Source organism: Pseudomonas sp. PDM18, from assembly GCF_014852585.1.
Lineage (GTDB): Bacteria > Pseudomonadota > Gammaproteobacteria > Pseudomonadales > Pseudomonadaceae > Pseudomonas.
Genome location: NZ_JACVBX010000001.1, coordinates 197,796 through 221,032, shown reverse-complemented (window position 1 = coordinate 221,032; position 23,237 = coordinate 197,796). Strand labels below are relative to the sequence as shown.

General features: G+C 66.3%; 21 protein-coding genes. 12 read left to right on the top strand and 9 right to left on the bottom strand.

The genetic code is table 11. The features are described from left to right. Positions 1-92 precede the first annotated feature (92 nt). The 3 genes from IB274_RS00985 (at position 93) to IB274_RS00975 (ending at position 3,525) form a co-directional block, all read left to right on the top strand. A complete protein-coding gene (locus IB274_RS00985; RefSeq protein ID WP_192430267.1) occupies positions 93-1,118 on the top strand; it encodes a putative 2-aminoethylphosphonate ABC transporter substrate-binding protein in 1,026 nt (341 codons plus the stop codon). Between the two features lie 91 nt (positions 1,119-1,209). Beyond that, on the top strand, positions 1,210-2,340 hold the full coding sequence (locus tag IB274_RS00980; protein ID WP_192430266.1) for a TIGR03364 family FAD-dependent oxidoreductase: 1,131 nt from the start codon (positions 1,210-1,212) through the stop codon (positions 2,338-2,340). A 162-nt stretch (positions 2,341-2,502) separates the two neighbouring features. Beyond that, positions 2,503-3,525, top strand: a complete 1,023-nt coding sequence (locus IB274_RS00975; protein ID WP_192430265.1) for a transporter — start codon at positions 2,503-2,505, stop codon at positions 3,523-3,525. 120 nt (positions 3,526-3,645) lie between these two features. Here the strand turns inward: IB274_RS00975 and IB274_RS00970 are convergent, their stop codons facing one another. The 3 genes from IB274_RS00970 to phhA form a co-directional block, all read right to left on the bottom strand. After that, the gene (locus tag IB274_RS00970; RefSeq protein ID WP_192430264.1) at positions 3,646-4,842 is read right to left on the bottom strand and encodes an amino acid aminotransferase; all 1,197 of its coding nucleotides are present in this window, start codon (positions 4,840-4,842) and stop codon (positions 3,646-3,648) included. Then, on the bottom strand, positions 4,839-5,195 hold the full coding sequence (locus tag IB274_RS00965) for a 4a-hydroxytetrahydrobiopterin dehydratase (protein ID WP_192430263.1): 357 nt from the start codon (positions 5,193-5,195) through the stop codon (positions 4,839-4,841). The genes IB274_RS00970 and IB274_RS00965 overlap by 4 nt, the downstream gene beginning before the upstream one ends. A 104-nt stretch (positions 5,196-5,299) precedes the next feature. Next, positions 5,300-6,088, bottom strand: a complete 789-nt coding sequence (gene phhA, locus IB274_RS00960; RefSeq protein ID WP_192430262.1) for a phenylalanine 4-monooxygenase — start codon at positions 6,086-6,088, stop codon at positions 5,300-5,302. A 259-nt stretch (positions 6,089-6,347) separates the two neighbouring features. Between phhA and IB274_RS00955 the strand changes: the two genes are divergently transcribed. Next, positions 6,348-7,910, top strand: a complete 1,563-nt coding sequence (locus IB274_RS00955; protein WP_192430261.1) for a sigma-54-dependent transcriptional regulator — start codon at positions 6,348-6,350, stop codon at positions 7,908-7,910. Positions 7,911-7,918: 8 nt separating this feature from the next. Here the strand turns inward: IB274_RS00955 and IB274_RS00950 are convergent, their stop codons facing one another. Beyond that, entirely contained in the window at positions 7,919-8,287 is a 369-nt protein-coding gene (locus tag IB274_RS00950; protein ID WP_192430260.1) for a hypothetical protein, read from the bottom strand. Between the two features lie 111 nt (positions 8,288-8,398). On the opposite strand from IB274_RS00950, the gene IB274_RS00945 reads away from it, so the two are divergent. Together IB274_RS00945 and IB274_RS00940 are read left to right on the top strand one after the other, a co-directional pair. Continuing rightward, positions 8,399-12,715 carry a DEAD/DEAH box helicase gene (locus tag IB274_RS00945; protein WP_192430259.1) on the top strand — a complete coding sequence of 1,439 codons (4,317 nt, stop codon included), beginning with the start codon at positions 8,399-8,401 and terminating at the stop codon, positions 12,713-12,715. Positions 12,716-12,772: 57 nt separating this feature from the next. Then, entirely contained in the window at positions 12,773-14,293 is a 1,521-nt protein-coding gene (locus IB274_RS00940; protein WP_192430258.1) for a glycosyltransferase family 39 protein, read from the top strand. Positions 14,294-14,305: 12 nt separating this feature from the next. On the opposite strand, the gene IB274_RS00935 is transcribed toward IB274_RS00940, so the two are convergent. Further along, complete coding sequence (locus IB274_RS00935) at positions 14,306-14,623, bottom strand: Mpo1-like protein (RefSeq protein ID WP_192430257.1); 318 nt, start codon at positions 14,621-14,623, stop codon at positions 14,306-14,308. Positions 14,624-14,771: 148 nt separating this feature from the next. On the opposite strand from IB274_RS00935, the gene IB274_RS00930 reads away from it, so the two are divergent. Next, positions 14,772-15,770, top strand: a complete 999-nt coding sequence (locus IB274_RS00930; protein WP_192430256.1) for an AraC family transcriptional regulator — start codon at positions 14,772-14,774, stop codon at positions 15,768-15,770. 93 nt (positions 15,771-15,863) lie between these two features. Here IB274_RS00930 and IB274_RS00925 read toward each other — a convergent pair whose 3' ends face one another. From IB274_RS00925 to IB274_RS00910, 4 genes are all read right to left on the bottom strand, one after another. Next, entirely contained in the window at positions 15,864-17,696 is a 1,833-nt protein-coding gene (locus IB274_RS00925) for an ABC transporter ATP-binding protein (protein WP_192430255.1), read from the bottom strand. Positions 17,697-17,773: 77 nt separating this feature from the next. Next, positions 17,774-18,334: a peptidylprolyl isomerase gene (locus tag IB274_RS00920; RefSeq protein WP_192430895.1), complete on the bottom strand. Its 561-nt coding sequence runs from the start codon at positions 18,332-18,334 to the stop codon at positions 17,774-17,776. Positions 18,335-18,363: 29 nt separating this feature from the next. Then, the gene (locus IB274_RS00915) at positions 18,364-19,155 is read right to left on the bottom strand and encodes an alpha/beta fold hydrolase (RefSeq protein WP_192430254.1); all 792 of its coding nucleotides are present in this window, start codon (positions 19,153-19,155) and stop codon (positions 18,364-18,366) included. Between the two features lie 30 nt (positions 19,156-19,185). Further along, positions 19,186-20,112, bottom strand: coding sequence for a LysR family transcriptional regulator (locus tag IB274_RS00910; RefSeq protein WP_081519335.1), 927 nt, complete (start codon positions 20,110-20,112; stop codon positions 19,186-19,188). Positions 20,113-20,167: 55 nt separating this feature from the next. On the opposite strand from IB274_RS00910, the gene IB274_RS00905 reads away from it, so the two are divergent. The 5 genes from IB274_RS00905 (at position 20,168) to IB274_RS00885 (ending at position 23,188) form a co-directional block, all read left to right on the top strand. Continuing rightward, positions 20,168-20,482 (top strand): 3-phosphoglycerate kinase, encoded by a 315-nt coding sequence (locus IB274_RS00905; RefSeq protein WP_192430253.1) that lies wholly within the window; start codon positions 20,168-20,170, stop codon positions 20,480-20,482. Positions 20,483-20,623: 141 nt separating this feature from the next. Then, positions 20,624-21,223: an FMN-dependent NADH-azoreductase gene (locus tag IB274_RS00900; RefSeq protein ID WP_192430252.1), complete on the top strand. Its 600-nt coding sequence runs from the start codon at positions 20,624-20,626 to the stop codon at positions 21,221-21,223. 197 nt (positions 21,224-21,420) lie between these two features. Then, positions 21,421-21,705 carry an integration host factor subunit beta gene (ihfB, locus tag IB274_RS00895; protein WP_015478091.1) on the top strand — a complete coding sequence of 95 codons (285 nt, stop codon included), beginning with the start codon at positions 21,421-21,423 and terminating at the stop codon, positions 21,703-21,705. A 33-nt stretch (positions 21,706-21,738) separates the two neighbouring features. Then, a complete protein-coding gene (locus tag IB274_RS00890) occupies positions 21,739-22,044 on the top strand; it encodes a lipopolysaccharide assembly LapA domain-containing protein (RefSeq protein WP_081519338.1) in 306 nt (101 codons plus the stop codon). Beyond that, on the top strand, positions 22,037-23,188 hold the full coding sequence (locus IB274_RS00885; RefSeq protein ID WP_192430251.1) for a tetratricopeptide repeat protein: 1,152 nt from the start codon (positions 22,037-22,039) through the stop codon (positions 23,186-23,188). Before IB274_RS00890 ends, IB274_RS00885 begins: the two co-directional genes overlap by 8 nt. The last annotated feature ends 49 nt before the right edge of the window (positions 23,189-23,237 follow it).

The following is a 23,237-nucleotide window of genomic DNA, read 5'->3' as shown; positions in this document are numbered from 1 at the left end:
CGCTGGACGCTGTCGCCCGGTGCTTGCGTGCCGGGCTCAACCCCTGACAAACCCGCCCCGCGCGGGAGACCAACACTGCCAAGGAGCTCCACATGTTCAAACGTCTTGCCCTCGCCGCCGCCGTGGTTGCCGGTTTCGCTGCACAGGTCCACGCCGCCGACACCGAGCTGACCGTCTACACCGCCCTGGAACCGGAACAGCTGACCGCCTACAAGCAGGCCTTCGAAGCCGAGAACCCGGATATCAAAATCAAGTGGGTGCGCGACTCCACCGGCATCGTCACCGCCAAGCTGCTGGCCGAGAAGGATCGCCCGCAGGCCGACGCCGTCTGGGGCCTGGCCGCTTCCAGCCTGGCGATCCTCGACCAGCAGGGCATGCTGGAGAAGTACGCGCCCAAACACCTGGACGCCATCGGCAAGAACTACCGCGACCCGGCCAACCCGCCGGCGTGGGTCGGCATGGACGTCTGGGCCGCGACCATCTGCTTCAACACCGTCGAGGCGCAGAAGCTGGGCCTGGAGAAACCAGTGAGCTGGCAGGACCTGACCAAGCCCGAGTACAAGGGCAAGATCGTCATGCCGAACCCGGCTTCCTCGGGCACCGGCTTCCTCGACGTCTCCGCCTGGCTGCAGACCTTCGGCGAGAAGCAGGGCTGGGCCTACATGGACGCGCTGCACGAGAACATCGGCCAGTACGTCCACTCCGGGTCCAAGCCGTGCAAGCTGGCCGCCGCCGGCGAATTCCCGATCGGCATCTCTTTCGAATACCCGGCCGTACAGCTCAAGCGCCAGGGCGCGCCGCTGGACATCGTCCTGCCCAAGGAAGGCCTGGGCTGGGAAATCGAAGCCACCGGCATCGTCAAGGGCACCCAGCATGAAGCCGCGGCGAAGAAACTCGCCGACTTCTCCGCCAGCCCGAAAGCCATGGAGCTGTACAAGGAAAACTTCGCCGTGCTGGCACAGCCGGGCATCGCCAAGCCGCAGACCGAACTGCCGGCCGACTACGAACAGCGCCTGATCAAGAACGACTTCGCCTGGGCCTCGAAGAACCGCGACGAGATCCTTGCCGAGTGGCGCAAGCGCTATGACGGCAAGTCGGAGAAGGTCGCGCAGAAGTAATTTTCCGAGAGAGGATTCCCTCTCCCTAGCCCTCTCCCTTCAGGGAGAGGGTGGGGGAGAGGGGCTCTTCACCACGCAGGACATACCCCCCATGACCCACACCCACTGCGACGTCGCCATCGTCGGCGCCGGCATCCTCGGCCTTTCCCATGCCTACGCCGCCGCCCGCCGCGGCCTCTCCGTGCGCGTCTTCGAACGCACCGCCACGCCCCTGGGCGCCTCCGTACGCAACTTCGGCCAGGCGCTGGTCACCGGCCAGCCGCCGGGCGTGATGTCGGACCTGGCCCGGGCCAGCCGGCCGATCTGGGCGCAGTGGGCGGAAGGCGCCGGGTTCTCCCTGCGGCGCAATGGCTCGCTGCTGTTCGCCCGCAGCGAAGCCGAGGAGCACCTGCTGGAAGCCTTCTGCGCCGGCCGCGCCAGGGAGCTGGACTACCGCGTGGGCCTGCTGCGCGGCCGCGAACTCAACGACCTCTACCAGGGCCACTTCCGCCACCATCGCGCGGCATTGCTGGGCTTCGATGACCAGCAGCTGTATTCCCGCGAGGCGCTGCCGAGCCTGATCGACTACCTGCACCGCGAGCACGGTGTTGAGTTCCACTTCTCCACCCTGGTGCGTGACGTCGACACCGGCGTGCTGTGCACCACCGCGGGCACCTTCACCGTCGGACAGGTGATCGTCTGCTCCGGCCACGACTACCAGACGCTGCTGGCCGAGGTCATCGCTCCGCTGCAGCCGCAGGTGTGCCGCCTGCAGATGCTGCGTGCCCGCCCGCAGGTCGACATCGGCCTCGCCCATTCGATCCTTACCGGCCTGAGCTGCGTGCATTACGGCGCCTTCTCCGACCTGCCCGAGACCGAGGCGGTGCGCGAGCAGATTCGCCGCGAGACACCGGAGCTGGAAGAGCAGGGCATCCACCTGCTGGTCAGCCCGACGCCCCATGGCGAGCTGATCATCGGCGACTCCCACCACTACGGCAGCGATGCCGCGCCGTTCAATGCCGAGTTCGTCGACCGGCTGATGCTGCAACTGGCCGAGGACACGCTAGGCATGCGCGTGGAAGTGGTCGAGCGCTGGCAGGGTGTCTATGGCTCGCGCGGGCCGGGGCCGTTCTCGGTGCTGCAGGCCGGCGATGGCATCACCGCCGTGCTGATGCATACCGGGGTGGGCATGAGCATCGGCCCGGCGCTGGGCGAGCGCACTGTGGCGACCCTGTTCGGCTGACACGTGGCTGTCATCTGACTTTCATGGGTGTCTGGTAACACCAAGGGGCGGGCGCAATCTGCTCTTCGTAGGAGCGAGCTTGCTCGCGAATAGCCCGTGCCGTGCGGGTTCGCGAGCAAGCTCGCTCCTACACGCACCTCCCACCTGCGTGCACGGAGTCCCATGAACCACAGCATCGTCCAGAGCCATCAGGATTCCGATCTGTTCGGCCTGCTTTATGGCTTCAGCTTTCGCCCCGACCAGCCGGGGCTCGAGATCGATTCGCCTACCGCCCTGCAACGCCTGCGGGAGCCGCGCGCCACGGATGAATTCCTCTGGTTGCACCTGAACCTGGCGCACGCAGCCTGCGAGCGCTGGATGAAGTCGCACCTGGAGCTGCCCGACTACTTCTTCGAAACCCTGCGTGAAGGCTCGCGCTCCACCCGCATCGAGCATGTGGACGGTGCGCTGCTGGCGGTGGTCAACGACGTGGTATTCGATTTCGGCAGCCGCATGTCCTCGGATGTCGCCACCCTTTGGGTCTGCGCCCGTGGTCGCCTGCTGGTCACCGCCCGTGCGCAGCCGCTTCGCTCGGTGGACACGCTGCGTTCTTCGGTGAAGCACGGTGAGAGCTTCAATTCGCCGCTGGAACTGCTGGTGCACCTGCTGCGCGACCAGGGCGAAATCCTCACCCGCATCGTCCGCGAGACCAGCATCAGCGTGGATCGCATCGAGGACCAATTGCTGTCCTCGCGCCTCTCCGCCAGCCGCGCCGACCTGGGCGCCATGCGCCGTGTGCTGGTTCGCCTGCAACGCCTGCTGGCGCTGGAGCCGGGCTCGCTGATGCGCCTGCTGAATCGCCCACCGGTTTGGCTGACCGAGGACGACGTGCGCGTGCTGCGCGAGGCCACCGAGGAGTTCTCCCTGGTGATCAACGACCTCACGGCGCTGGGCGAACGCATCAAGCTGCTGCAGGAGGAGATCGCCGCGAAGATCAACGAGCAGAGCAACCGCACGCTGTTCACCCTCACCGTTGTCACTGTCCTGGCGCTGCCGATCAACATCATCGCCGGCTTCTTCGGCATGAACGTCGGCGGCATTCCGTTCTCCGGCGACCCGGAAGGCTTCTGGATCCTGGTGGTGCTGGTGGCCAGCTTCACCGGGCTGGCCGGGCGCTGGGCGTTTCGCAAGCGTGACGATTACTGACCAACCTCGCTCCTACAGGTTTTCGCCGGCGCAACCAGCCTGCTCCTACGCTCATGCGCCCCCTCAGCCAAGGCAAAAAAAGACCGGCTCAAAGGCCGGTCGAGGGGGAAGAAATCGTCGTCAGCGGCAGACGCGGGCGATGGCCGCCGCCAGGTGGTCGAGGCGCTCGCCGTCGAGCCCGGCGATGTTCGCGCGACCGCTGCTCACCAGGTAGATGCTGTGCTCCTTACGCAGGATGCGCACCTGTTCGGCCTGCAGGCCGGTGTAGGAGAACATGCCGCGCTGGATAGCGATGTGCGCGAAGCGATCCGCCAGCCCGTGGGGGCGCAGGGCTTCCACCAGGCCTATACGCAGTTCGGCGATGCGGCCGCGCATGCCGTCCAGTTCGTCCAGCCAGAGGTTCTTCAGCTCCGGGTCGCCCAGGATGGTGGCGACCACTTCCGCGCCGTGGGCCGGCGGGGTGGACCACAGGTTGCGGGCGAACAGCGCCAGCTGGCTGCGGATGTCGGTGAGCTTGTCGGCGTTCTCGGCGCAGACGATCAGCGCGCCGACGCGGTCGCGGTAGAGGCCGAAGTTCTTCGAGCAGGAGCTGGTGATCAGCACTTCCGGCAGGCTTTCCGCCAGCAGGCGCACCGAGTAGGCGTCCTCTTCCAGCCCATCGCCCAGGCCCTGGTAGGCGAAGTCCAGCAGCGGCAGCAGTTCGCGCCGGCGGACGATCTCCAGCACGCGTTGCCATTGCGCATGATCCAGGTCGAAGCCGGACGGGTTGTGGCAGCAGGCGTGCAGCAGCACCACGTCGCCCTGGGGGATTTTCTCCAGCATGGCGAACATGGCTTCGGCGTCGAGGCAGTTGTCCGCGCCGACGTAGGGGTAGTGCTTGATCGGCACGCCGGCGGCGGCGAACAGGGTTTCGTGGATCGGCCAGGTCGGGTCGCTCAGCCAGATGTTCTTGCCCGGCAGGCAGTGGGCGATGAACTCCGCCGCCAGGCGCAACGCGCCGGTGCCCCCGGGTGTCTGGGTAGCGTCGGCGCGGGAGTCGGCCAGCAGCGGCGAGGTGACGCCCAGCACCAGCTCGCACAGGCGCGCGGCGAACAGCGCGTCACCGTGGCTGCCGACGTAGCTCTTGGTGGTCTCGGCATCCACCAGGCGCTGTTCGGCGAGCTTCACCGCGCGCGGGATCGGCGTGAGGCCCTGGGCGTCCTTGTAGACGCCCACGCCAAGGTCGAGCCGCGCGGGATTGGGGTCCGCCCGGTAGGCTTCGAGCAGGCCCAGGATCGGGTCGCCCGGCACGCGGGTGACCTTGGCGAAATGGCTCATTTGCGTCCCTCTGCTTTCGCGGCCAGCTCGTCGGTGCGCGCGGCCATGATGAAGTCGTTGCGGTGCAGGCCCTTCAGCTCGTGGCTCCACCAGGTGACGGTGACCTTGCCCCACTGGGTCAGCAGGTCGGGGTGGTGGCCTTCTTCCTCTGCAATGGCGCCTACCGCGTTGGTGAAGGCCAGGGCGTGCCTGAAATTCCTGAACAGGAAGACCCGCTCCAGTTCCATGTGATTGTCACGGACCTCGATATTCCAGTCCGGAATCTGCTTGATCAGCACCGCCAGTTCTTCGTCGGACACCTTCGGGGCGTCGGCGCGGCAGGCTTCACAATGGGCTTGGGTGAGTGCGGTCATCAAAGGTTCTCCTTGTCGTGGGTGGCATAGGAGTGCGCTCGCGAACCATCTTAGGCTCGCGAGCACGTCTCATCCTAGGCACAGATGGGATCGATTGCAGCGGATCAGGCGGCCTGTTTCGGCGGAAACTTCGGCGCATGCAGGCCCAGGCGCATGGCTTCGCGCACCAGCGCCATGATGTCCTCATGGGCCAGCTCGAACAGGCGCTTGAGCTCGGGAAGCACGAAATACAGGGGCTGCAGGATGTCGATGCGGTACGGCGTGCGCATGCATTCCAGCGGGCTGAAGGCCTGGTGCTCGGGCGCGTCGGAGAGGCTGTAGACCGTCTCTTTTGGCGACGAGAGGATGCCGCCGCCGTAGATGCGCAGGCCCTGCGAGGTATCCAGCAGGCCGAACTCGATGGTCATCCAGTACAGGCGGGCGAGGTACACGCGCTCTTCCTTGCTGGCGGCCAGGCCGAGCTTGCCGTAGGTGTGGGTGAACTCGGCGAACCAGGGGTTGGTGAGCAGCGGGCAGTGGCCGAAGATCTCGTGGAAGATGTCCGGCTCCTGCAGGTAGTCCAGCTCTTCTGGGGTGCGGATGAAGGTGGCGACGGGGAACTGCTGGCTGGCCAGCAGCTCGAAGAAGGTCTGGAACGGGATCAGCGCCGGCACCCGCGCCACACGCCAGCCGGTGGCGGCCTGGAGCACCTGATTGACCTCGGCCAGCTGCGGGATGCGCTCATGGGGCAGGCCGAGCTGCTCGATGCCGTCCAGGTATTCCTGACAAGCGCGGCCCTCGATCACTTTCAACTGGCGGGTGATCAGGGTGTTCCAGACCTGGTGCTCGGTTTCCGGGTAGTGGATGAAACCGTCTTCATCAGGTTGGCGGGCCACGTACTGCGTTGTCTTCATGGAGCCTCCGGCGTCGAGCTGCCTGTTCTTGTGATGACTCATCAATAGCGCGATGCGCGCCGGCGATCAGCCCCCTGGCGCAGCGCTGGCCAGCGCCCTGAGCGGCAATCCGTAAAGAAATAATTACGCTTGGCGGCGCAAGCATCCCGCCATGGCTTGAAGGCGCGCTGATCTGTCACATATTCTTGACGGTAATTTCCGGCCGCCTTGCGAAAACCCGTGCCGGAGTGCCCATCACAACGACAACCACGGGCCCGCCATGCGCATCAAAGTGCACTGCCAGAACCGCGTCGGCATCCTGCGCGACATCCTCAACCTGCTGGTCGACTACGGCATCAACGTCAACCGCGGCGAAGTCGGCGGCGAGCAGGGCAACGCCATCTACCTGCTCTGCCCGAACCTCATCAACCTGCAGTTCCAGTCACTCAAGCCCAAGCTTGAAGCGGTGCCCGGCGTGTTCGGCGTCAAGCGCGTCGGCCTGATGCCCAGCGAGCGCCGCCACCTCGAGCTAAACGCACTGCTGGCGGCGCTGGAGTTCCCGGTGCTGTCCATCGACATGGCCGGGCAGATAGTCGCGGGCAACCGCGCCGCCGCCCAGCTGCTGGGCGTGCGCGTCGACGAAGTGCCGGGTATCCCCCTGTCGCGCTACGTCGAAGACCTGGACCTGCCCGAACTGGTGCGGGCCAACAAGGCGCGCATCAACGGCTTGCGAGTTAAGGTAAAGGGCGACGTGTTCCTCGCCGACATCGCGCCGCTGCAGACCGAGCACGACGAAAGCGAAGCACTGGCTGGCGCCGTACTCACATTGCACCGCGCTGACCGGGTCGGCGAGCGCATCTACAACGTGCGTCGCCTGGAGCTGCGCGGCTTCGACAGCATCTTCCAGAGCTCGCGGGTGATGGCGGCCGTGGTCCGCGAGGCAAGGCGCATGGCGCCGCTGGACGCGCCGCTGCTGATCGAAGGCGAGACCGGCACCGGCAAGGAGCTGCTGGCCCGCGCCTGCCACCTCGCCAGCCCGCGCGGGCAGTCGCCGTTCATGGCGCTGAATTGCGCCGGCCTGCCCGAATCCATGGCCGAGACCGAGCTGTTCGGCTACGGCCCCGGCGCCTTCGAAGGTGCGCGCCCGGAAGGCAAGCTCGGCCTGCTGGAGCTGACTGCCGGGGGCACGCTGTTCCTCGATGGCGTCGGAGAAATGAGCCCGCGTCTACAGGCCAAACTGCTGCGCTTCCTGCAGGACGGCTGCTTCCGCCGCGTCGGCAGCGACGAGGAGGTGTACCTGGACGTGCGGGTGATCTGCGCGACCCAGGTGGACCTGTCCGAGCTGTGCACCAAGGGCGAATTCCGCCAGGACCTCTACCACCGCCTCAACGTGCTGTCGCTGCACATCCCGCCGCTGCGCGAATGCCTGGACGGCCTGGAGCCGCTGGTGGAGCACTTCCTCGACCAGGCCAGCCGGCAGATCGGCTGCCCGCTGCCCAGGCTCTCGCCGCAGGCGCTGGACCGCCTCGGCCGCTACCACTGGCCGGGCAACGTGCGGCAGTTGGAGAACGCGCTGTTCCAGGCGGTTTCGTTGTGCGAAGGCGGCACCATCCGCCCCGAGCACATCCGCCTGCCGGACTACGGTGCGCCGCACCCGCTGGGGGATTTTTCCCTGGAAGGCGGGCTGGACGCCATCGTCGGCCGCTTCGAACGCGCGGTGCTGGAGCGGCTCTACCGCGAGCACCCGAGCAGCCGGCAACTGGGCAAGCGGCTGGGGGTGTCGCACACCACCATCGCCAACAAGCTGCGGATGCACGGGCTGGGGCAGAGCGAGGAGTCCTGAGGCGCTGGTCACCAGGTCTTCGGCTGATATCCCTTCACGCACGCCCGCACTTCATCGTCGATCACATTGCCCGGTTTGATGCAGTCGGACAGCTTGCGCGGGCTGTCGCTGTAGGGCGAGGCCGCGGGCGTCGTCTGCAGACCGTCAGGAGTCACGCCCAGACGAATCTGCAGCAGTACCCAGCGTTCGTGCAGCCAGAATTGGCTGGCCGGGTTGCGCCACAGGGCGGTGCCGGCGGCGAGGATCAGCAAGGGAATCAGGAACCACAGCAGCGGCTTCACCAGCATCCGCCAGTTGCGCTTCGGGTCTTCGGGCGGCTTCTGCTTGTTCTGCTGCCTGACCTGCTCCCAGTAATAGTCGCGATCACGCTCGCTCATCGATGTACTTCCGCCGGGTGGGTGAATGAAGAGTAACGGCTGGTGCGGCCTGCGGCGAGGCGCGATCAGTGGTCCTTGTGACGGGCTTCGCGCGCCACCATATTGGTCTGCATGAGCGCTCCCCGAACCTCCCCCCGCGCCAAGCGAGCCGATGTGCTGTCTGCCTTCCACCCGGCGGTGGCCGGCTGGTTCCGCGCGCATTTTCCGGCTCCGACCCAGGCCCAGGTGCAGGCGTGGCCGGCGATCCAGGCCGGCGAGTCGACCCTGGTGGCGGCGCCCACCGGTTCGGGCAAGACGCTCACGGCCTTCCTCTCGGCCATCGATGCGCTGGTCCGCGAGGGGCTGGCGAACGGCGGCGCGCTGCCCGATCGCACCACCGTGGTCTATGTCTCGCCGCTCAAGGCGCTGTCCAACGACATCCGCATCAACCTCGAAGAGCCCCTGGCCGGCATCCGCGCGGCGCTGGTCGAAATGGGCCTGCCGGAAGTGGATATCCGTACGGCGGTACGCACCGGCGACGCCACCTCCAGCGAGCGCGAGGCCATGCGTCGGCAGGTGCCGCATATCCTCGTCACCACACCTGAATCGCTCTACGTGCTGCTCGGCTCGGACTCCGGCCGCGCCATGCTGGCCGGCGCGCGCAGCGTGATAGTCGATGAAATCCACGCACTGGCCGCAAGCAAGCGTGGCAGCCATCTGGCGCTGTCACTGGAGCGCCTGCAGGCATTGTGCGAAGCGCCGCTGGTGCGCATCGGCCTGTCCGCCACGCAGAAACCCATCGAGGCGGTGGCGGGTTTTCTCGTCGGCCGCCACCAGGCCTGTCGCATCGTCGACATCGGCTACAGCCGCGAGCGCGACCTGAACCTGGAAGTGCCGGCGGCGCCGCTGGATGCGGTGATGTCCCACGATGTCTGGGACAAGGTCTACGACCGCCTCGCCGAACTGGCCAGCGAGCACCGCACCACGCTGGTCTTCGTCAACACTCGGCGGTTGTCCGAGCGCATTACCCGGCACCTGGCCGAGCGCATCGGTTCCGGCTGGGTGGCGGCGCACCACGGCAGTCTGTCCAAGGAACTGCGCCTGGGCGCCGAGCGGCGACTCAAGGCTGGCCAGTTGAAGGTGCTGGTGGCCACTGCCTCGCTGGAACTGGGCATCGACATCGGCGACGTCGAACTGGTTTGCCAGATCGGCTCACCGCGCTCGATCGCCGCCTTCCTGCAGCGCGTCGGCCGCTCCGGCCACAGCGTCGGTGGCACGCCCAAGGGGCGGTTGTTCCCGACCTCGCGGGACGACCTGATCGAGTGCGTGGCGCTGCTCGACAGCGTGCGGCAGAACGAGTTGGACGCCCTGAGCATTCCCCACGCGCCGCTGGATGTCCTGGCCCAGCAGATAGTCGCTGAAGTGGCCTGCCAGGAATGGCGCGAGGACGCGCTTTTCGAACTGTTCACCGCCGCGCAGCCCTATGCCGACCTCAGTCGCGAGCACTTCGACGCGATGCTGCGCACTCTCGCCGAGGGTTACACCAGCCGCAACGGCCAGCGTGGCGCGTACCTGCACCGTGACGCCGTGCACCAACGCCTGCGCGGCCGACGCGGCGCCAAGCTCACCGCCGTGACCTCCGGCGGCACCATCCCCGATACCGGCGACTACGCCGTTCTGCTGGAGCCGCAAGGCCTCACCGTGGGCACGGTGAACGAGGACTTTGCGGTGGAGAGCCTGGCCGGCGATGTGTTCCAGCTGGGCAATATTTCCTACCGCATCCTGCGCGTGGAGCCGGGACGCGTGCGCGTCGAAGACGCCCAGGGCCAGCCGCCGAACATCCCTTTCTGGCTCGGCGAGGCGCCGGGGCGTACCGACGAGCTGTCCACCAGCGTCGCGCGCCTGCGCGGCCAACTGGACGAATTGCTCGCCCAGGGTGCGAATGACCCCGAACCGCTGACACGGGCCATCGACTGGCTGCAGGGGCTGCTTGGCTTGAGCGACGCCGCGGCGCGGCAGCTGGTGGAATACCTGGCCCGCGCGCGCCACGCCCTCGGCGCGCTGCCGACGCAGAAGACGCTGATCCTCGAGCGCTTCTTCGATGAATCCGGCGGCATGCAGTTGGTCATCCATTCGCCCTACGGCAGCCGCATCAATCGCGCCTGGGGCCTGGCGCTGCGCAAGCGCTTCTGCCGCACCTTCAACTTCGAGCTGCAGGCCGCCGCCACCGAAGACGCGATCATCCTCTCGCTGTCCACCAGCCACAGCTTCCCGCTGGATGAGGTGTGGCGCTACCTGCACTCCAACAGCGCCGAGCATGTGCTGATCCAGGCGCTGCTCGACGCGCCGCTGTTCGGTGTGCGCTGGCGCTGGAACGCTACTACCGCGCTAGCCTTGCCGCGCTATAGCGGCGGGCGCAAGGTCGCCCCGCAGTTGCAGCGCATGCGCAGCGAAGACCTGCTGGCCTCGGTGTTCCCCGATCAGGTGGCGTGCCTGGAGAACATCGTCGGCGAGCGCGAGATTCCCGATCATCCGTTGGTGGCGCAGACCCTCGACGACTGCCTGCACGAGGCGATGGACTGTGAAGGCTGGCTCAACCTGCTGCGGCGCATGGAAAGCGGTGCGGTGACCCTGCTGGCGCGCGACCTGCCGGCGCCGTCACCGCTGGCGGCGGAGGTATTGTCCGCCAGCCCGTACGCCTTCCTCGACGACGCGCCGCTGGAAGAACGCCGTACCCAGGCCGTGCAGAGCCGCCGCTGGACCGACCCGGAAAGCGCCGATGACCTCGGTGCGCTGGATGCCGATGCCATCGACGCGGTGCGTGCCGAGGCCTGGCCCGAAGCCCGCGACGCCGATGAAATGCACGAGGCGCTGACCGGCCTGGGCGGCATTCGCGACAGCGAGGCGCAGGCCAACGAGGGCTGGCCCTTCCTGCTCCAGGCGCTGGCCAAGGCGGGGAGGGCGACGCGCCTGGAACTGCCCGTGGGCGCCGTCTGGGTGGCGGCGGAACGGCTCAGCCAATGGCTTGCGCTGCATCCGCAGGTCGCGATGAAGCCCTCGCTCGATCTGCCTGCGGCGCTGTGTGAGCCCTGTGCGGTGGACGAAGCGCAGGTCGAACTGGTGCGGGCGCGCCTGACCGGTTTCGGCCCGCGCCTGCTGCGTGAACTGGCGGATGACCTGGGCATTGCCACCGGTGATACCGGCTTCGCCCTCGCCAGCCTGGAGCGTGAGGGCTACGTGCTGCGAGGTCGCTTTACCCCCGGCGCGAGCGAGGACGAGTGGTGCGAACGCCATCTGCTGGCGCGCATCCACCGCTACACGGTCAAGCGCCTGCGCCGGGAGATCGAGCCGGTGGCGCGGGCGGACTTCATGCGCTTCCTGTTCGACTGGCAGCGCGTCTCCAGCGCAGCGCGGGTGCGCGGTGCGGAATCACTGGCCGGCGTGCTCAGTCAGCTGGAGGGCTTCCAGGCCGCCGCCAGCGCCTGGGAAAGCGACATCCTGCCCAGCCGCGTGGCCGACTACGGAATCAACTGGCTGGACGACCTGTGCCGCGCCGGTCGCATCGTCTGGGCGCGCCTGCCGGGTCGAACCGCTGCAAAGGGGCGTGGCGGCCCGCTGAAGAGCACGCCCATCGTGCTGCTGCCCCGCGCACAGATGGCGCAGTGGAGCGCGTTGAGCGCGGGGCAGGCGGATGCCGAGCTGTCCGCCAAGGCCAGCAAGGTGCTGGAGGCGCTCAAGGAGCAAGGCGCGTCTTTCTTCGAGGAACTGGCCAGCGACAGCCACCTGCTGCGCACCGAGCTGGAAACCGTGCTGGGGGAACTGGTAGCGGCGGGGCGGGTGAATGCCGACAGCTTCGCCGGCCTGCGCGCGCTGCTGATGCCGGCGGCGCGGCGGCACCCGCAGCGTCGCTCGCGCACGTCACTGTTCGGCATGGCCGATGCCGGGCGCTGGGCGCTGCTGCGTCGCTCCACGCTGGAGCCGGGCGCGCGGTTGCCGGCGGAAGTGCTCGAACATGTCGCCATGACCCTGCTGCGCCGCTACGGCGTGGTCTGCTGGCGCCTGCTCGATCGCGAGGCCGACTGGCTGCCGCCGTGGCGCGATCTGCTGCGGGTCTATCACCGCCTGGAGGCGCGCGGGGAAATCCGTGGCGGACGCTTCGTCGCCGGGCTGACCGGCGAGCAGTTCGCCCTGCCCGAAGCCGTCGGCCTGTTGCGCGAAGTGCGCCGCCGTGAAGCGAGCGGCGAATGGGTGGTGGTGTCTGCAGTCGATCCGCTGAACCTGGCCGGCACCCTGTTGCCGGGGCGCAAGGTACCGGCGGTGAGCGGCAACCGCGTGCTTTATCGCGATGGTGTGCCGGTGGGCGCGTTGATCGCCAGCGAGGTGGAGCTGCTCGCGGAGCTGGCGCCGGAAGACCAGGCCCGCGCGCGGGAACTGCTGATCCGCCGGTAAGCCGGGCGCGGCTGACGTACACTCAGCGGCACGGCAGTTTCTCCCTGCGAGGCTGTGATGTCTTCCCGCGAGTCCCCGAGTCTGTTTGCCTTGTTGCGCCAGTGGTGGTTCCTGCCGCTGCTGGCGCTAGCTCTGTGTCTGCGCCTGTATGAGCTGACCGGTTCGGCCATCTGGGGCGACGAAAGCTCCAGCCTGTTCCTCGCCCGCTATTCGCCGCTGCAACTCTGGCAGCACGCCGCCCGTGACGTGCATCCGCCGCTGTACTTCTATCTGCTGCACCTGTGGACCGGGCAGCTGGGCGAGGGCGTGTTCTCGCTGCGCCTGTTCAGTGCGGTATTCGGCACGCTCGCGGTATTCCTCGGTGGCTGGCTGGCCTGGCGCCTCGCCAGTCGCCGCGCGGCCTGGCTCGCCGTTCTGCTGCTGGTGGTGCTGCCGACGGCGGTGCGCTATAGCCAGGAAGTGCGCATGTATTCGCTGCTCGGCTGCTGGTTGCTGGCGGCGACTCTGGCCTTGCTCTACTGGCTGGAGGAGGGCAAGCGTCGTCATCTGCTGGTCTACGTGCTGCTGATGACGGCGGCTTTCTACACCCACTACTTCAGCCTGTTCGGCCTGCTCGTGCATTGGGCCTGGCTGGCGTCGCTGCCGAACACTCCGCTGCGCCGCCGCGACTGGTGGCTGGCCAACCTGGCCATCGCCGTGCTGTTCCTGCCCTGGTTGCCCGGCCTGCTGGACCTGGTTCGGCATATGGCTGTGCTGGTCGCCGGTGGCGACGTGGGCTGGGAGCCGCCGGTGGATGGCCGTTCCGTTCCCTCCATGCTCTGGCAATGGCTGGCGCAATCCGATGGTAACGAGCTGTCCTGGCCCCTGCTGGCGGGCGTGCCGTTGCTGGTGGTGGGGGCGATGTTGCTGGTACTGCGTCACGATCGCAGCCGCCAGCGCGCTGGCGTGTTGGTCTCGCTGTACGTCGGCCTGCCGCTGCTGGGGCTGTATGGTGTGTCCTTCGTTTCGCCGGTGTTCGTCGAGCGCTACCTGACGGCCTTTGCCCTCGGCCTGCCGCTGCTGTTCGCGCTGGCGCTGGACCGCCTGCTGGAGGCGCGGCGCGTTCTCGGCGCAGTGATGCTGGCAACGCTGCTCGGCCTGCAGGGCATGGGGCTGGAGCGTGCCCTCGAAACGGACCCGGACGAGCAGTTCGACGGGATGGTCGACTACGTCAACGCCCATTACCACGTGGGGGACCGGGTGGTAGTCGACGACATCCTCTGGTACCTGGCATTCCGTTACTACAACCGCACCGGCATCGAGCCGCTGCTCTATACCGCGCCGGCGGACGACGGCTCTTCCGGGCGACCTGGCGAGTATGGCTTCGGTTCGCTGATCGACGACCGCCAGCACAGCTTCGTCGATCGCCTGGCCGACCTGCCGCCAGGCGATGGCCGCGTGTGGCTGGTGATGAGTCGCTACAACGACCAGGAGATTCCCGACGTTCCCTCGAGCTGGCGGCGCGTTGCCCAGCATGCCGGCGGGGAAGTACAGGCGCTGTTGTTCGAGCGCGCGTCGCTGCGTAACGCCGCGCGCTGATCGCTCAGTGACTCAGAAGCGGATGCGCCCGGTGAAGGCGTCCTTGAGCATTACCCAGTCGCCCATCAGCGACCACAGCGGGTACTTGAAGGTGGCTGGGCGGTTCTTCTCGAACACGAAGTGGCCGACCCAGGCGAAGCCGTAGCCGGCCAGCGGCATGGCCAGCAGCCACAGCAGGTGGCCGCTGAAAATGGCGTAGGCGAGGATCGACAGCACCAGCAGGCTGCCCACGTAGTGCAGGCGGCGGCACACGGCGTTGCTGTGTTCCTGCAGGTAGTACGGGTAGAACTCGGCGAAGCTCTGGAATCGATCGGCGGTCTGGGTGCTCATGGCGCACCTCCTGTTGTTGTGATGGCGCCAGTGTAGGCTGGTGCCTTCAGACTTGCGGATGACATAGGGGGCCAGTTTAGTATCCCCCTGTGCCGCCGGCTTCTCCGGCCGATCGGCGCGGATCACCACCATAACCAGAAGAAATTGCATGCCTGAGCGTACGACCCTGTCGAGCTGGGTGCGGGGGATCGTCCAGTCGCTGGAGCTGGAAGGCCTCGACTGCCGCGCGCTGTTCGCCGAACTGGGGCTTGATTTCGCCGCCCTCGACGACCCCGATGCGCGCTTCCCGCAAGACGCCATGAGCCGCCTGTGGAACCGCGCCGTGGAGCTGTCCGGCAACCCGGCCATCGGCCTGAACATCGCTCGCGTGCATACGCCGGCGTTCCCCGTGGTGGGCTATGCGCTGATGTCCAGCCGCAACCTGGGCGAGGGTTTCGAGCGCCTGGAGCGCTACCAGCGGATCATCGCCGAGGGTGCCGACCTGACCTTCCGCCGCCTGCCTGAGGGCTGCCTGTACCGCATCGTCGTCCATGGTGATCTCCTGCCCGTGCCGCGGCAGAGCGCGGAGTGCTCGCTGGCGAGCCTGATCGCCATGCTGCGCTGGATCACCGGGCGGGCGATCAAGCCGTTGGAGGTGCGCCTGGCTGGTGAGGCGCCGCCGGATGTCGAACCCTACTGCGAGCTGTTTCAGGCGCCGCTGAGCTTCGGCCATGCGGACTGCGCGATGCTGTTCTCCCACGAGGACATGAGCGCGCCGCTGCCCACCGCCAACGAGGAGCTGGCGCGGCTGCACGACCGTTTCGCCGGGGAGTACCTGGCGCGCTTCGTCAGCAGCCGCTTCAGCCACCAGACGCGTCAGGTGCTGTGTCGCCTGTTGCCGCAAGGCGAACCCAAGCGCGAGAGCGTGGCGCAGGCGCTGCACCTGTCCGAGCGCACGCTGCAGCGTCGCCTGCAGGAAGAGGGCACCAGCTACCAGCAACTGCTCGACGATACGCGTCGCGAACTGGCCCAGCAGTACCTCGCCACGCCGCGCATGACGCTGCTGGAGATTGCCTACCTGCTGGGGTTCTCGGAGCCGAGCAACTTCTTCCGCGCCTTCCGCCGCTGGTTCGGCAAGACGCCGGGGGAGTATCGCGAGGACTTGTGAATCAGGCACTGCCTGTCGACGCTGATCGCGGGCATGGCCCGCTCCTAGGGAAGCTCCGACGCACAATCGTGGACGGTCGTGCGCGGGGCGTGATCAATCCACCCCGACAAACCCGCCGGTCTGGTGTCGCCACAGCCGCGCATAGAGCCCGCCATGGGCGAGCAGCTCGGCATGGCTGCCGCTCTCGACCACGCGACCGTGCTCCAGCACCACCAGGCGATCCATGCGCGCAATGGTCGAGAGACGGTGGGCAATGGCGATCACTGTCTTGCCCTGCATCAGGGTCTCCAGGCTTTCCTGGATCGCCGCTTCCACTTCCGAATCCAGCGCCGAGGTGGCCTCGTCGAGGATCAGGATCGGCGCGTCCTTGAGTAGCACACGGGTGATCGCGATGCGCTGGCGTTGGCCGCCGGAGAGCTTGACGCCGCGCTCGCCGACGTGAGCGTCGAGGCCAGTGCGCCCTTCTGCGTCGCTCAGCTGCGGGATGAACTCCGAGGCGCGGGCCTTCTGGATCGCGTCCTGCAACTCGGCCTCGCCGGCATCCGGGCGGCCGTAGAGCAGGTTGGAGCGGATCGAGCGGTGTAGCAGCGAGGTGTCCTGGGTGACCATGCCGATCTGCGCGCGCAGGCTTTCCTGGGTCACGTGGGCGATGTCCTGGCCGTCGATCAGGATGCGTCCGCCCTCCAGGTCATACAGGCGCAGCAGCAGGTTAACCAGGGTCGACTTGCCGGCACCGGAAGGACCGACCAGGCCGATCTTCTCGCCGGGGCGCACGGTCAGGTCGAGGCCGCTGATCAGGCCGCCGCCCTTGCCGTAGCTGAAGTTCACCTGGTCGAAGCGCACTTCGCCGTGCTTCACCACCAGCGGTTTGGCGTCGGGCGCATCGGTCACCTGGCGGGGCAGGGCGATGGTCTGCATGCCGTCCTGCACCTGTCCGACGTTCTCGAAGATGCCGCCGACCACCCACATGATCCAGCCGGACATGTTGTTGATGCGGATGACCAGGCCGGTGGCCAGGGCGATGGCGCCGACCGAGATCAGCGATTGGGTCCACAGCCACAGGGCGAGGCCCGTAGTGCCGGCGATCAGCAGGCCATTGAAGATGGTGATGGTGACGTCCATCGAGGTCACCACGCGCCCGGCGCGCTGGGCCTTGCGGGTCTGGTCGTCGATGGCTTCGCGGGCGTAGTCCTCTTCCTGGCGCGTGTGGGCGAACAGCTTGAGGGTGGTGATGTTGGTGTAGCCGTCGACGATCCGCCCCATGAGCTTGGAGCGCGAGTCCGAGGCTGCCACCGAGCGGCTCTTCACCTGGGGCACGAAGTAAGCCAGCGCGCCGACGTAGCCGAACACCCAGAGCGCCAGCGGAATCATCAGGCGCCAGTCAGCCTCGGCGAACAGCACCAGGGCGCTGACGGTGTAGATCACCACGTGCCAGATGGCGTCGACTACCTGCACGGCGGAATCGCGCAGGGAGTTGCCGGTCTGCATGATGCGCTGGGCGATGCGCCCGGCGAAGTCGTTCTGGAAGAAGCCCAGGCTCTGCTTGAGCACGTAGCGGTGGTTCTGCCAGCGGATCAGGTTGGTCATGCTGGGGTTGATGCTCTGGTGCACCAGCATGTCGTGCAGGCCGTTGAATACCGGGCGCAGGACCAGCGCAACCACCGCCATCCAGATCAGCTCGCGGCCGTGCACGGTGAAGAAGTTGGCAGGCGCGGTGCCTTGCGCGAGGTCGACGATGCGCCCCAGGTAGCTGAACAGCGCGACTTCGATCAGTGCGACGATCAGCCCGACGAAGAGCAGGGCGAGGAAGACCGGCCAGACCTGGCGCAGGTAGTAGACGTAGAAGCGGACGACGTCGGAAGGCGGCATGCGCTCGGGGGTGTCGCGGAAGGGATCGATCAGACGTTCGAAACGACGGTAAAGCATGATGGCTCTCGGGTTGTGTCGGCGAGCCCGTCCTGGGCTCGCCTTGAATGGCCTCCGTCAGCCGTGGTTCCGCAGAATCACAGACGCTTGGCGGAGAGGATGACCACCGGGGTGGTCGGTACGTCCTGGAACATGCCGCGGTTGCCGGTCTTCACGCCGGCGATCTGGTCGACCACGCCCATGCCGCGCACGACCTTGCCGAACACCGCGTAGCCGAAATCGCGGGCGCCGTGGTTGAGGAAGTCGTTGCCGGTCAGGTTGATGAAGAACTGGCTGGTGGCGGAATTCACATCGCTGGTGCGTGCCATGGCCAGGGTGCCGCGCTCGTTGAGCAGGCCGTTGTCGGCCTCGTTCTTGATCGGCGCCTGGGTGTCCTTCTCCTTCATGGCTTCGGTGAATCCGCCGCCCTGGATCATGAAGTTGGGAATCACGCGATGGAAGATGGTGCCGTTGTAGAAGCCACTGTCGACGTAGGACAGGTAGTTCTTCACGGAAATCGGTGCCTTGTCGGCGTACAGCTCGATTTCGATTTCACCCGAGGTGGTGGACAGCAGCACGTGGGGCTTGTTGGCGTCGGCGGCGATTGCCGAGCCGGCCAGGACCAGGGAGCAGGCGGCGAGCAGGATGCGTTTGAACAGGGTCATTTGGCGGATGTTTCCTGAGGGTTCTAGGGATGGTCGACCTGCTCGAGGAAGTCGAGCAGGGTGGTATTGAATCTTTCCGGCTGGTCCAGCGGCGTGGCGTGGCGCGAGTCCTCGATCACCACCAGACGTGCGTTGGGCATGCGTCCGACATAGGCCTGCTTGAGCGAGACCGGGGTGTAGTCGCGGTCGGCGCTGATCACCAGGGTTGGACAGGTTATGCGCGCCAGGCGTTCCTGCACACCCCAGCCGATGATAGCGTGGAGGCTGGAGAGGTAGGCGCGCTTGTCGTTCTGCGGCCAGCGTTGCTGGATCTTGCGGCGCAGGTCGCTCTGTTCGGGCTTGGGGAAGAGCATCTTGCCCAGCGCCTTGCCTACCGTATCCAGGCCCAACACGTGGGCGAGGAACAGCCGGCGCGCCACTTCCAGGTACTCGCGCAGGCTGTGCGGTTTCACTTCCGGGGCGCTGTTGACGATGGTCAGGCTGTTCAGCCGCTCCGGCCAGCGGGTGGCGAGTTCGAAGCCGATCATGCCGCCCATGCTGATGCCCACCAGGTGCACACGTCCCAGGCTCAGGTGATCGAGCAGGGCGATCACGTCCTCGGCGAAGGCGGCGATGCTGTAACGCTGGCGCGGTTTGTCCGACTGGCCGTGGCCGCGTACGTCGAGGGCGATCACCCGATGACGTTTCTCCAGCTCCGGCACCTGGTATTCCCAGTCGCGGGTGCTGGAACCGAGCCCATGCACCAGCAGCACCAGCGTGCCGAAACCGCTTTCCTCGTAGTGCAGGCGATGACCGGCGTGGTCGAAGAACGGCATGACGGGCTCCTTGTTCGGGCGGCTGTGGGCTCAGGCCGGGCTTTCCGGGGCGGCGAAATGGGCGTCGAGGGGCACGTTGGCGAAGGTGGTCAGCAGTTCCACGAGTATCTGCGTGGCCGGGCCCAGGGGCTTTTCCTTGTTCGGATAAAGATAGAAGCGGCTCTCGCGCACGCCGCCCTGTTTCATCAACAAGGGCTTGAGCTGGCCGTCGCGCAGTTCGCGCTCGATCATGTGTCGCGGCAGCCAGGCGAAGCCCAGGCCGTTGCTGACGAAGGTGGCGGCAGTGGCGAGGCTGCCGACGGTCCAGCGTTGCTCGGCGCCGAGCCAGCCGACGTCGCGCGGTTGCAGGCGGCCGGAGTCGCGGATCACTACCTGCATCTGGGTTTCCAGATCCTGGTGGGTGACCTCGCGTTGCAGGCGATGCAGCGGATGATCGGGGTGGGCGACAGCGACGAAGTCGACGATGGATAGGTCTGCGCCCAAGTGGCCGGGAATGTTCAGGCCGCTGATGGCGAGATCCGCATGGCCCTGCACCAGCGCTTCCTCTACGCCCGACAGCACTTCCTCGCGCAGCAGCACGCGACAGCCGCGACTCTGCGGCATGAAGGCCGACAGCGAGCGCACCAGACGCACGGTGGGATAGGCGGCGTCGACAACCAGGCGCACTTCCGGCTCCCAGCCCTGCTCCATATGGTGGGCCAGCTCTTCCAGCTGGCCGGCGGATTTCACCAGTTGCCGTGAGCGGCGCAGGAGTACCTCGCCGGCTTCGGTGAGCACGGCCTTGCGCCCGTCGATGCGCAACAGCGGCACGCCGAGCTGCTCCTGCATGCGCGCCACGGTGTAGCTGATCGACGACTGCGAACGGTGCAGGGCTTCCGCCGCCTGGGCGAAGCCGCCATGGTCGACCACGGCCTGCAGGGTTCTCCACTGATCCAGGGTAACGCGGGGCGCTTTCATCCTCGCTTCCTCTTGTCTACTCTGGCGGTCCGCAGAAGACCTACAAGAGACCGCCATGAAAAAATTCTGTTGTGCCGTTCTGGCCATGCTTCCGCTGACCGCCCTGGCCTATCCCATCGAAGTGCAAAAGAGCCTCAATGGCACCGAGGTGGATATCGAGACCCAGGACATCGGTGACCAGATGGGGGCGATCCTTCTGCGCAACGGCGGCCAGCAGCCGGTGACCTGCACTGCGGTCTTCGTCAACGGTCCCGAGACGCCGCATGTGCGCAAGGCGACCATTGCACCCGGCAAGGAGGCCAACCTGACTTCCAGCTTCAGCCGCGCAGTGATCAAGCTGCGCATCAAGCTGACCTGCAACCCTTCCTGAGTTCCCCCAAGACTAGAAGCAGTCAGGTAAGAAATCAATTTATTCGATAATTAGAAGCGACTATTTACGCTTTTTTATCGATTTGTTCATCTTTAGGATGACCTCCATCGACACATTCAACGACCGATGGAGGTCCAGTCCATGTCCCGCGTCCTGGTTATCGAAAGCAGTGCCCGTCAGGAAGGTTCCGTTTCCCGCCAACTGACCCGCGATTTCATCGCCCAGTGGCAGGCCGCTCACCCGGCCGACGAGATCCAGGTGCGCGACCTGGCCGTCGAGCAGGTGCCGCACCTGGACGCCAATCTGCTAGGCGGCTGGATGAAGCCGGCTCAGGAGCACAGCGAGATCGAACGCGCCGCGCTCGAACGCTCCAACCAACTGACCGCCGAACTGCAGGCTGCCGACGTGCTGGTCCTGGCTGCGCCGATGTACAACTTCGCCATCCCCAGCACCCTGAAGTCCTGGCTGGACCATGTGCTGCGCGCCGGCGTCACCTTCAAGTACACCGAGACCGGCCCGCAGGGCCTGCTCACCGGCAAGCGTGCCTTCGTCCTGACCAGCCGTGGCGGTGTCTACGCCGGCGGCGCGCTGGATCACCAGGAGCCGTACCTGCGCCAGGCGTTGGGTTTCGTCGGCATCCATGACGTGACCTTCATCCACGCCGAAGGCCTGAACATGGGCGGCGAATTCGCCGAGAAGGGCCTGGCCAAGGCCAAGGCGCAGCTCGCCGCCATCGCCTGATCCGTTTCCTGTTTGCGCGTCCCCCCGCTCCTGGGCGCGATCGTGGCCGATTCCTTCCCCTGGAATCGGCCATTTTTTATTTGCCAACTACTTGACCGGATGAAAACACATCCTTCCCGTTCGGGCTGTTCAAAGCATGACCAGCATGCTAAAAGAACCTAGAGCTGATCTAGCCGCTTGAAAAAGAAGGGAAAACCATGACCAAGTCGGAGTTGATCGAGAGAATCGTCACCCATCAGGGGCAGCTTTCCGCAAAGGATGTGGAGCTGGCGATCAAGACCATGCTTGAGCAAATGTCCCAGGCTCTGGCCACTGGGGATCGCATCGAAATCCGGGGTTTCGGTAGCTTCTCGCTGCATTACCGTGCGCCGCGCACCGGCCGCAACCCGAAGACCGGCGAGTCCGTGCGCCTGGATGGCAAGTTCGTCCCGCACTTCAAGCCTGGCAAGGAGTTGCGCGACCGCGTCAACGAACCCGAATGAACCCGGGGTATCCGTCTTCAAGAAGGAGTGTCCATGCTTCGGGCAAAACGTTTCCTGCTGATTCTGGCACTGGTCGTCCTGGCTGCCGTCGTCGTGGTTTTCGTCCTTGAAAACCTGCAGCCCGCGCAGCTGACCTTCCTCGGCTGGCAGTCGCCGCAGTGGCCGCTGGTAGTCTTCATCTCCCTTGCCTTCATCGTCGGCGGCGTGATCGGCCTGCTGCTGAGCATTCCCTTCCGCGCTAAGACGCACGTCCGCATGACCGGGCTGCGTTCAGAAGTCACCCGTTTCCGCAAGGAGAATGACGCGCTGCGTGAAAAGTCGCTGACGGACCATGCCTAGCGTCATCGCCACGCTGTTCTTCTTCTGTGCCCTGGCCATCGGCTGGTGGATGGGGCGTCGCTCTCTTTCCCGAACCCAGCCAGCGTCCGAGTCGAACCTCCGGGCGCGCGTCCACAGCATGCACAATCTGCTGGAGCGACATTCCGACGACGCGCTGGAAAGCCTTTCCCAGGGCCTGGTCGTCAGCCCGGAAACGCTCGAAAGCCACCTTCACGTTGGCAACCTGTTCCGCCGCCGTGGCGATATCGAGAAAGCCATTCACATCCACCAGGACCTGCTGGGACGCGCCGGCGAAGATGGTTCGCTGGTGGCGCAAGTGCGCCTGGAGCTGGCTCGAGACTATATTGCCGGCGGCTTGCTCGGCAGCGCCGAGGAGTTGCTGGACGAGCTGACCCAGCAGCGTGATGAGCCTATCTCGCTTGAGGCGCTGGATGAACAGCGCCTCATCTGCGAGCGCGAGAAGAATTGGTCCCGCGCGATCGAACTGGCCGCCCGGCTGGTGTCGAGCCGGCCCGAGTTGAGCGCGGCGCTGGCCAACTACTACTGCGAGCTCGCTCAGGAAAAAGGCAAGACTGGGGATCGCAGTGCCATGCAGGAGCTGCTGCGCGAGGCTCGTCGCGTCGACAAGCGCTGTGTACGCGCTCTGCTGATGCGGCTGGACTGCGAGTTGTGGCGCAAGGATCCGGCCGCTGCCGTCGCCACCATCGGCGAACTGGCGAGCGATGCCAAGGCCTTCCTGGGCGAGATCGTTCCGCTGTTGCGTCGCCACGACGGCCTTGCCCGGCCTGAGGTGCTGGCTTGTTTGCGCGAGCTGGCAGGGGGCGAGGAAGTACCGCCGGCGATCCTCGCGCTGTTGGCCGACAGCGAGCAGCCGGGGCGTTCTTCCAGCTGGCGCGAAAGAATGCTGGAGCGGGTGGAACGCCATCCCTCCTGGCAAGGTGTGGGCGAATACCTGGAAGTAGTGGGGAGCGACACGGAAAAAGACTCGGCGACGGGAAAAATCGCTCCAATAATCATCGGGTTGTATAAGACAATGCCGCGCTATCGATGCGGCAAGTGCGGTTTTGCCGGCCGCGAACTGCACTGGCAATGTCCCAGTTGCCACGCTTGGAATGCGCTGCGGCCGGTCATTTCGCCGCTCTGACGCGCTCGCTCAAACATGGAAGACGCCGCTGGCGTCAGGTTCTGCAGGT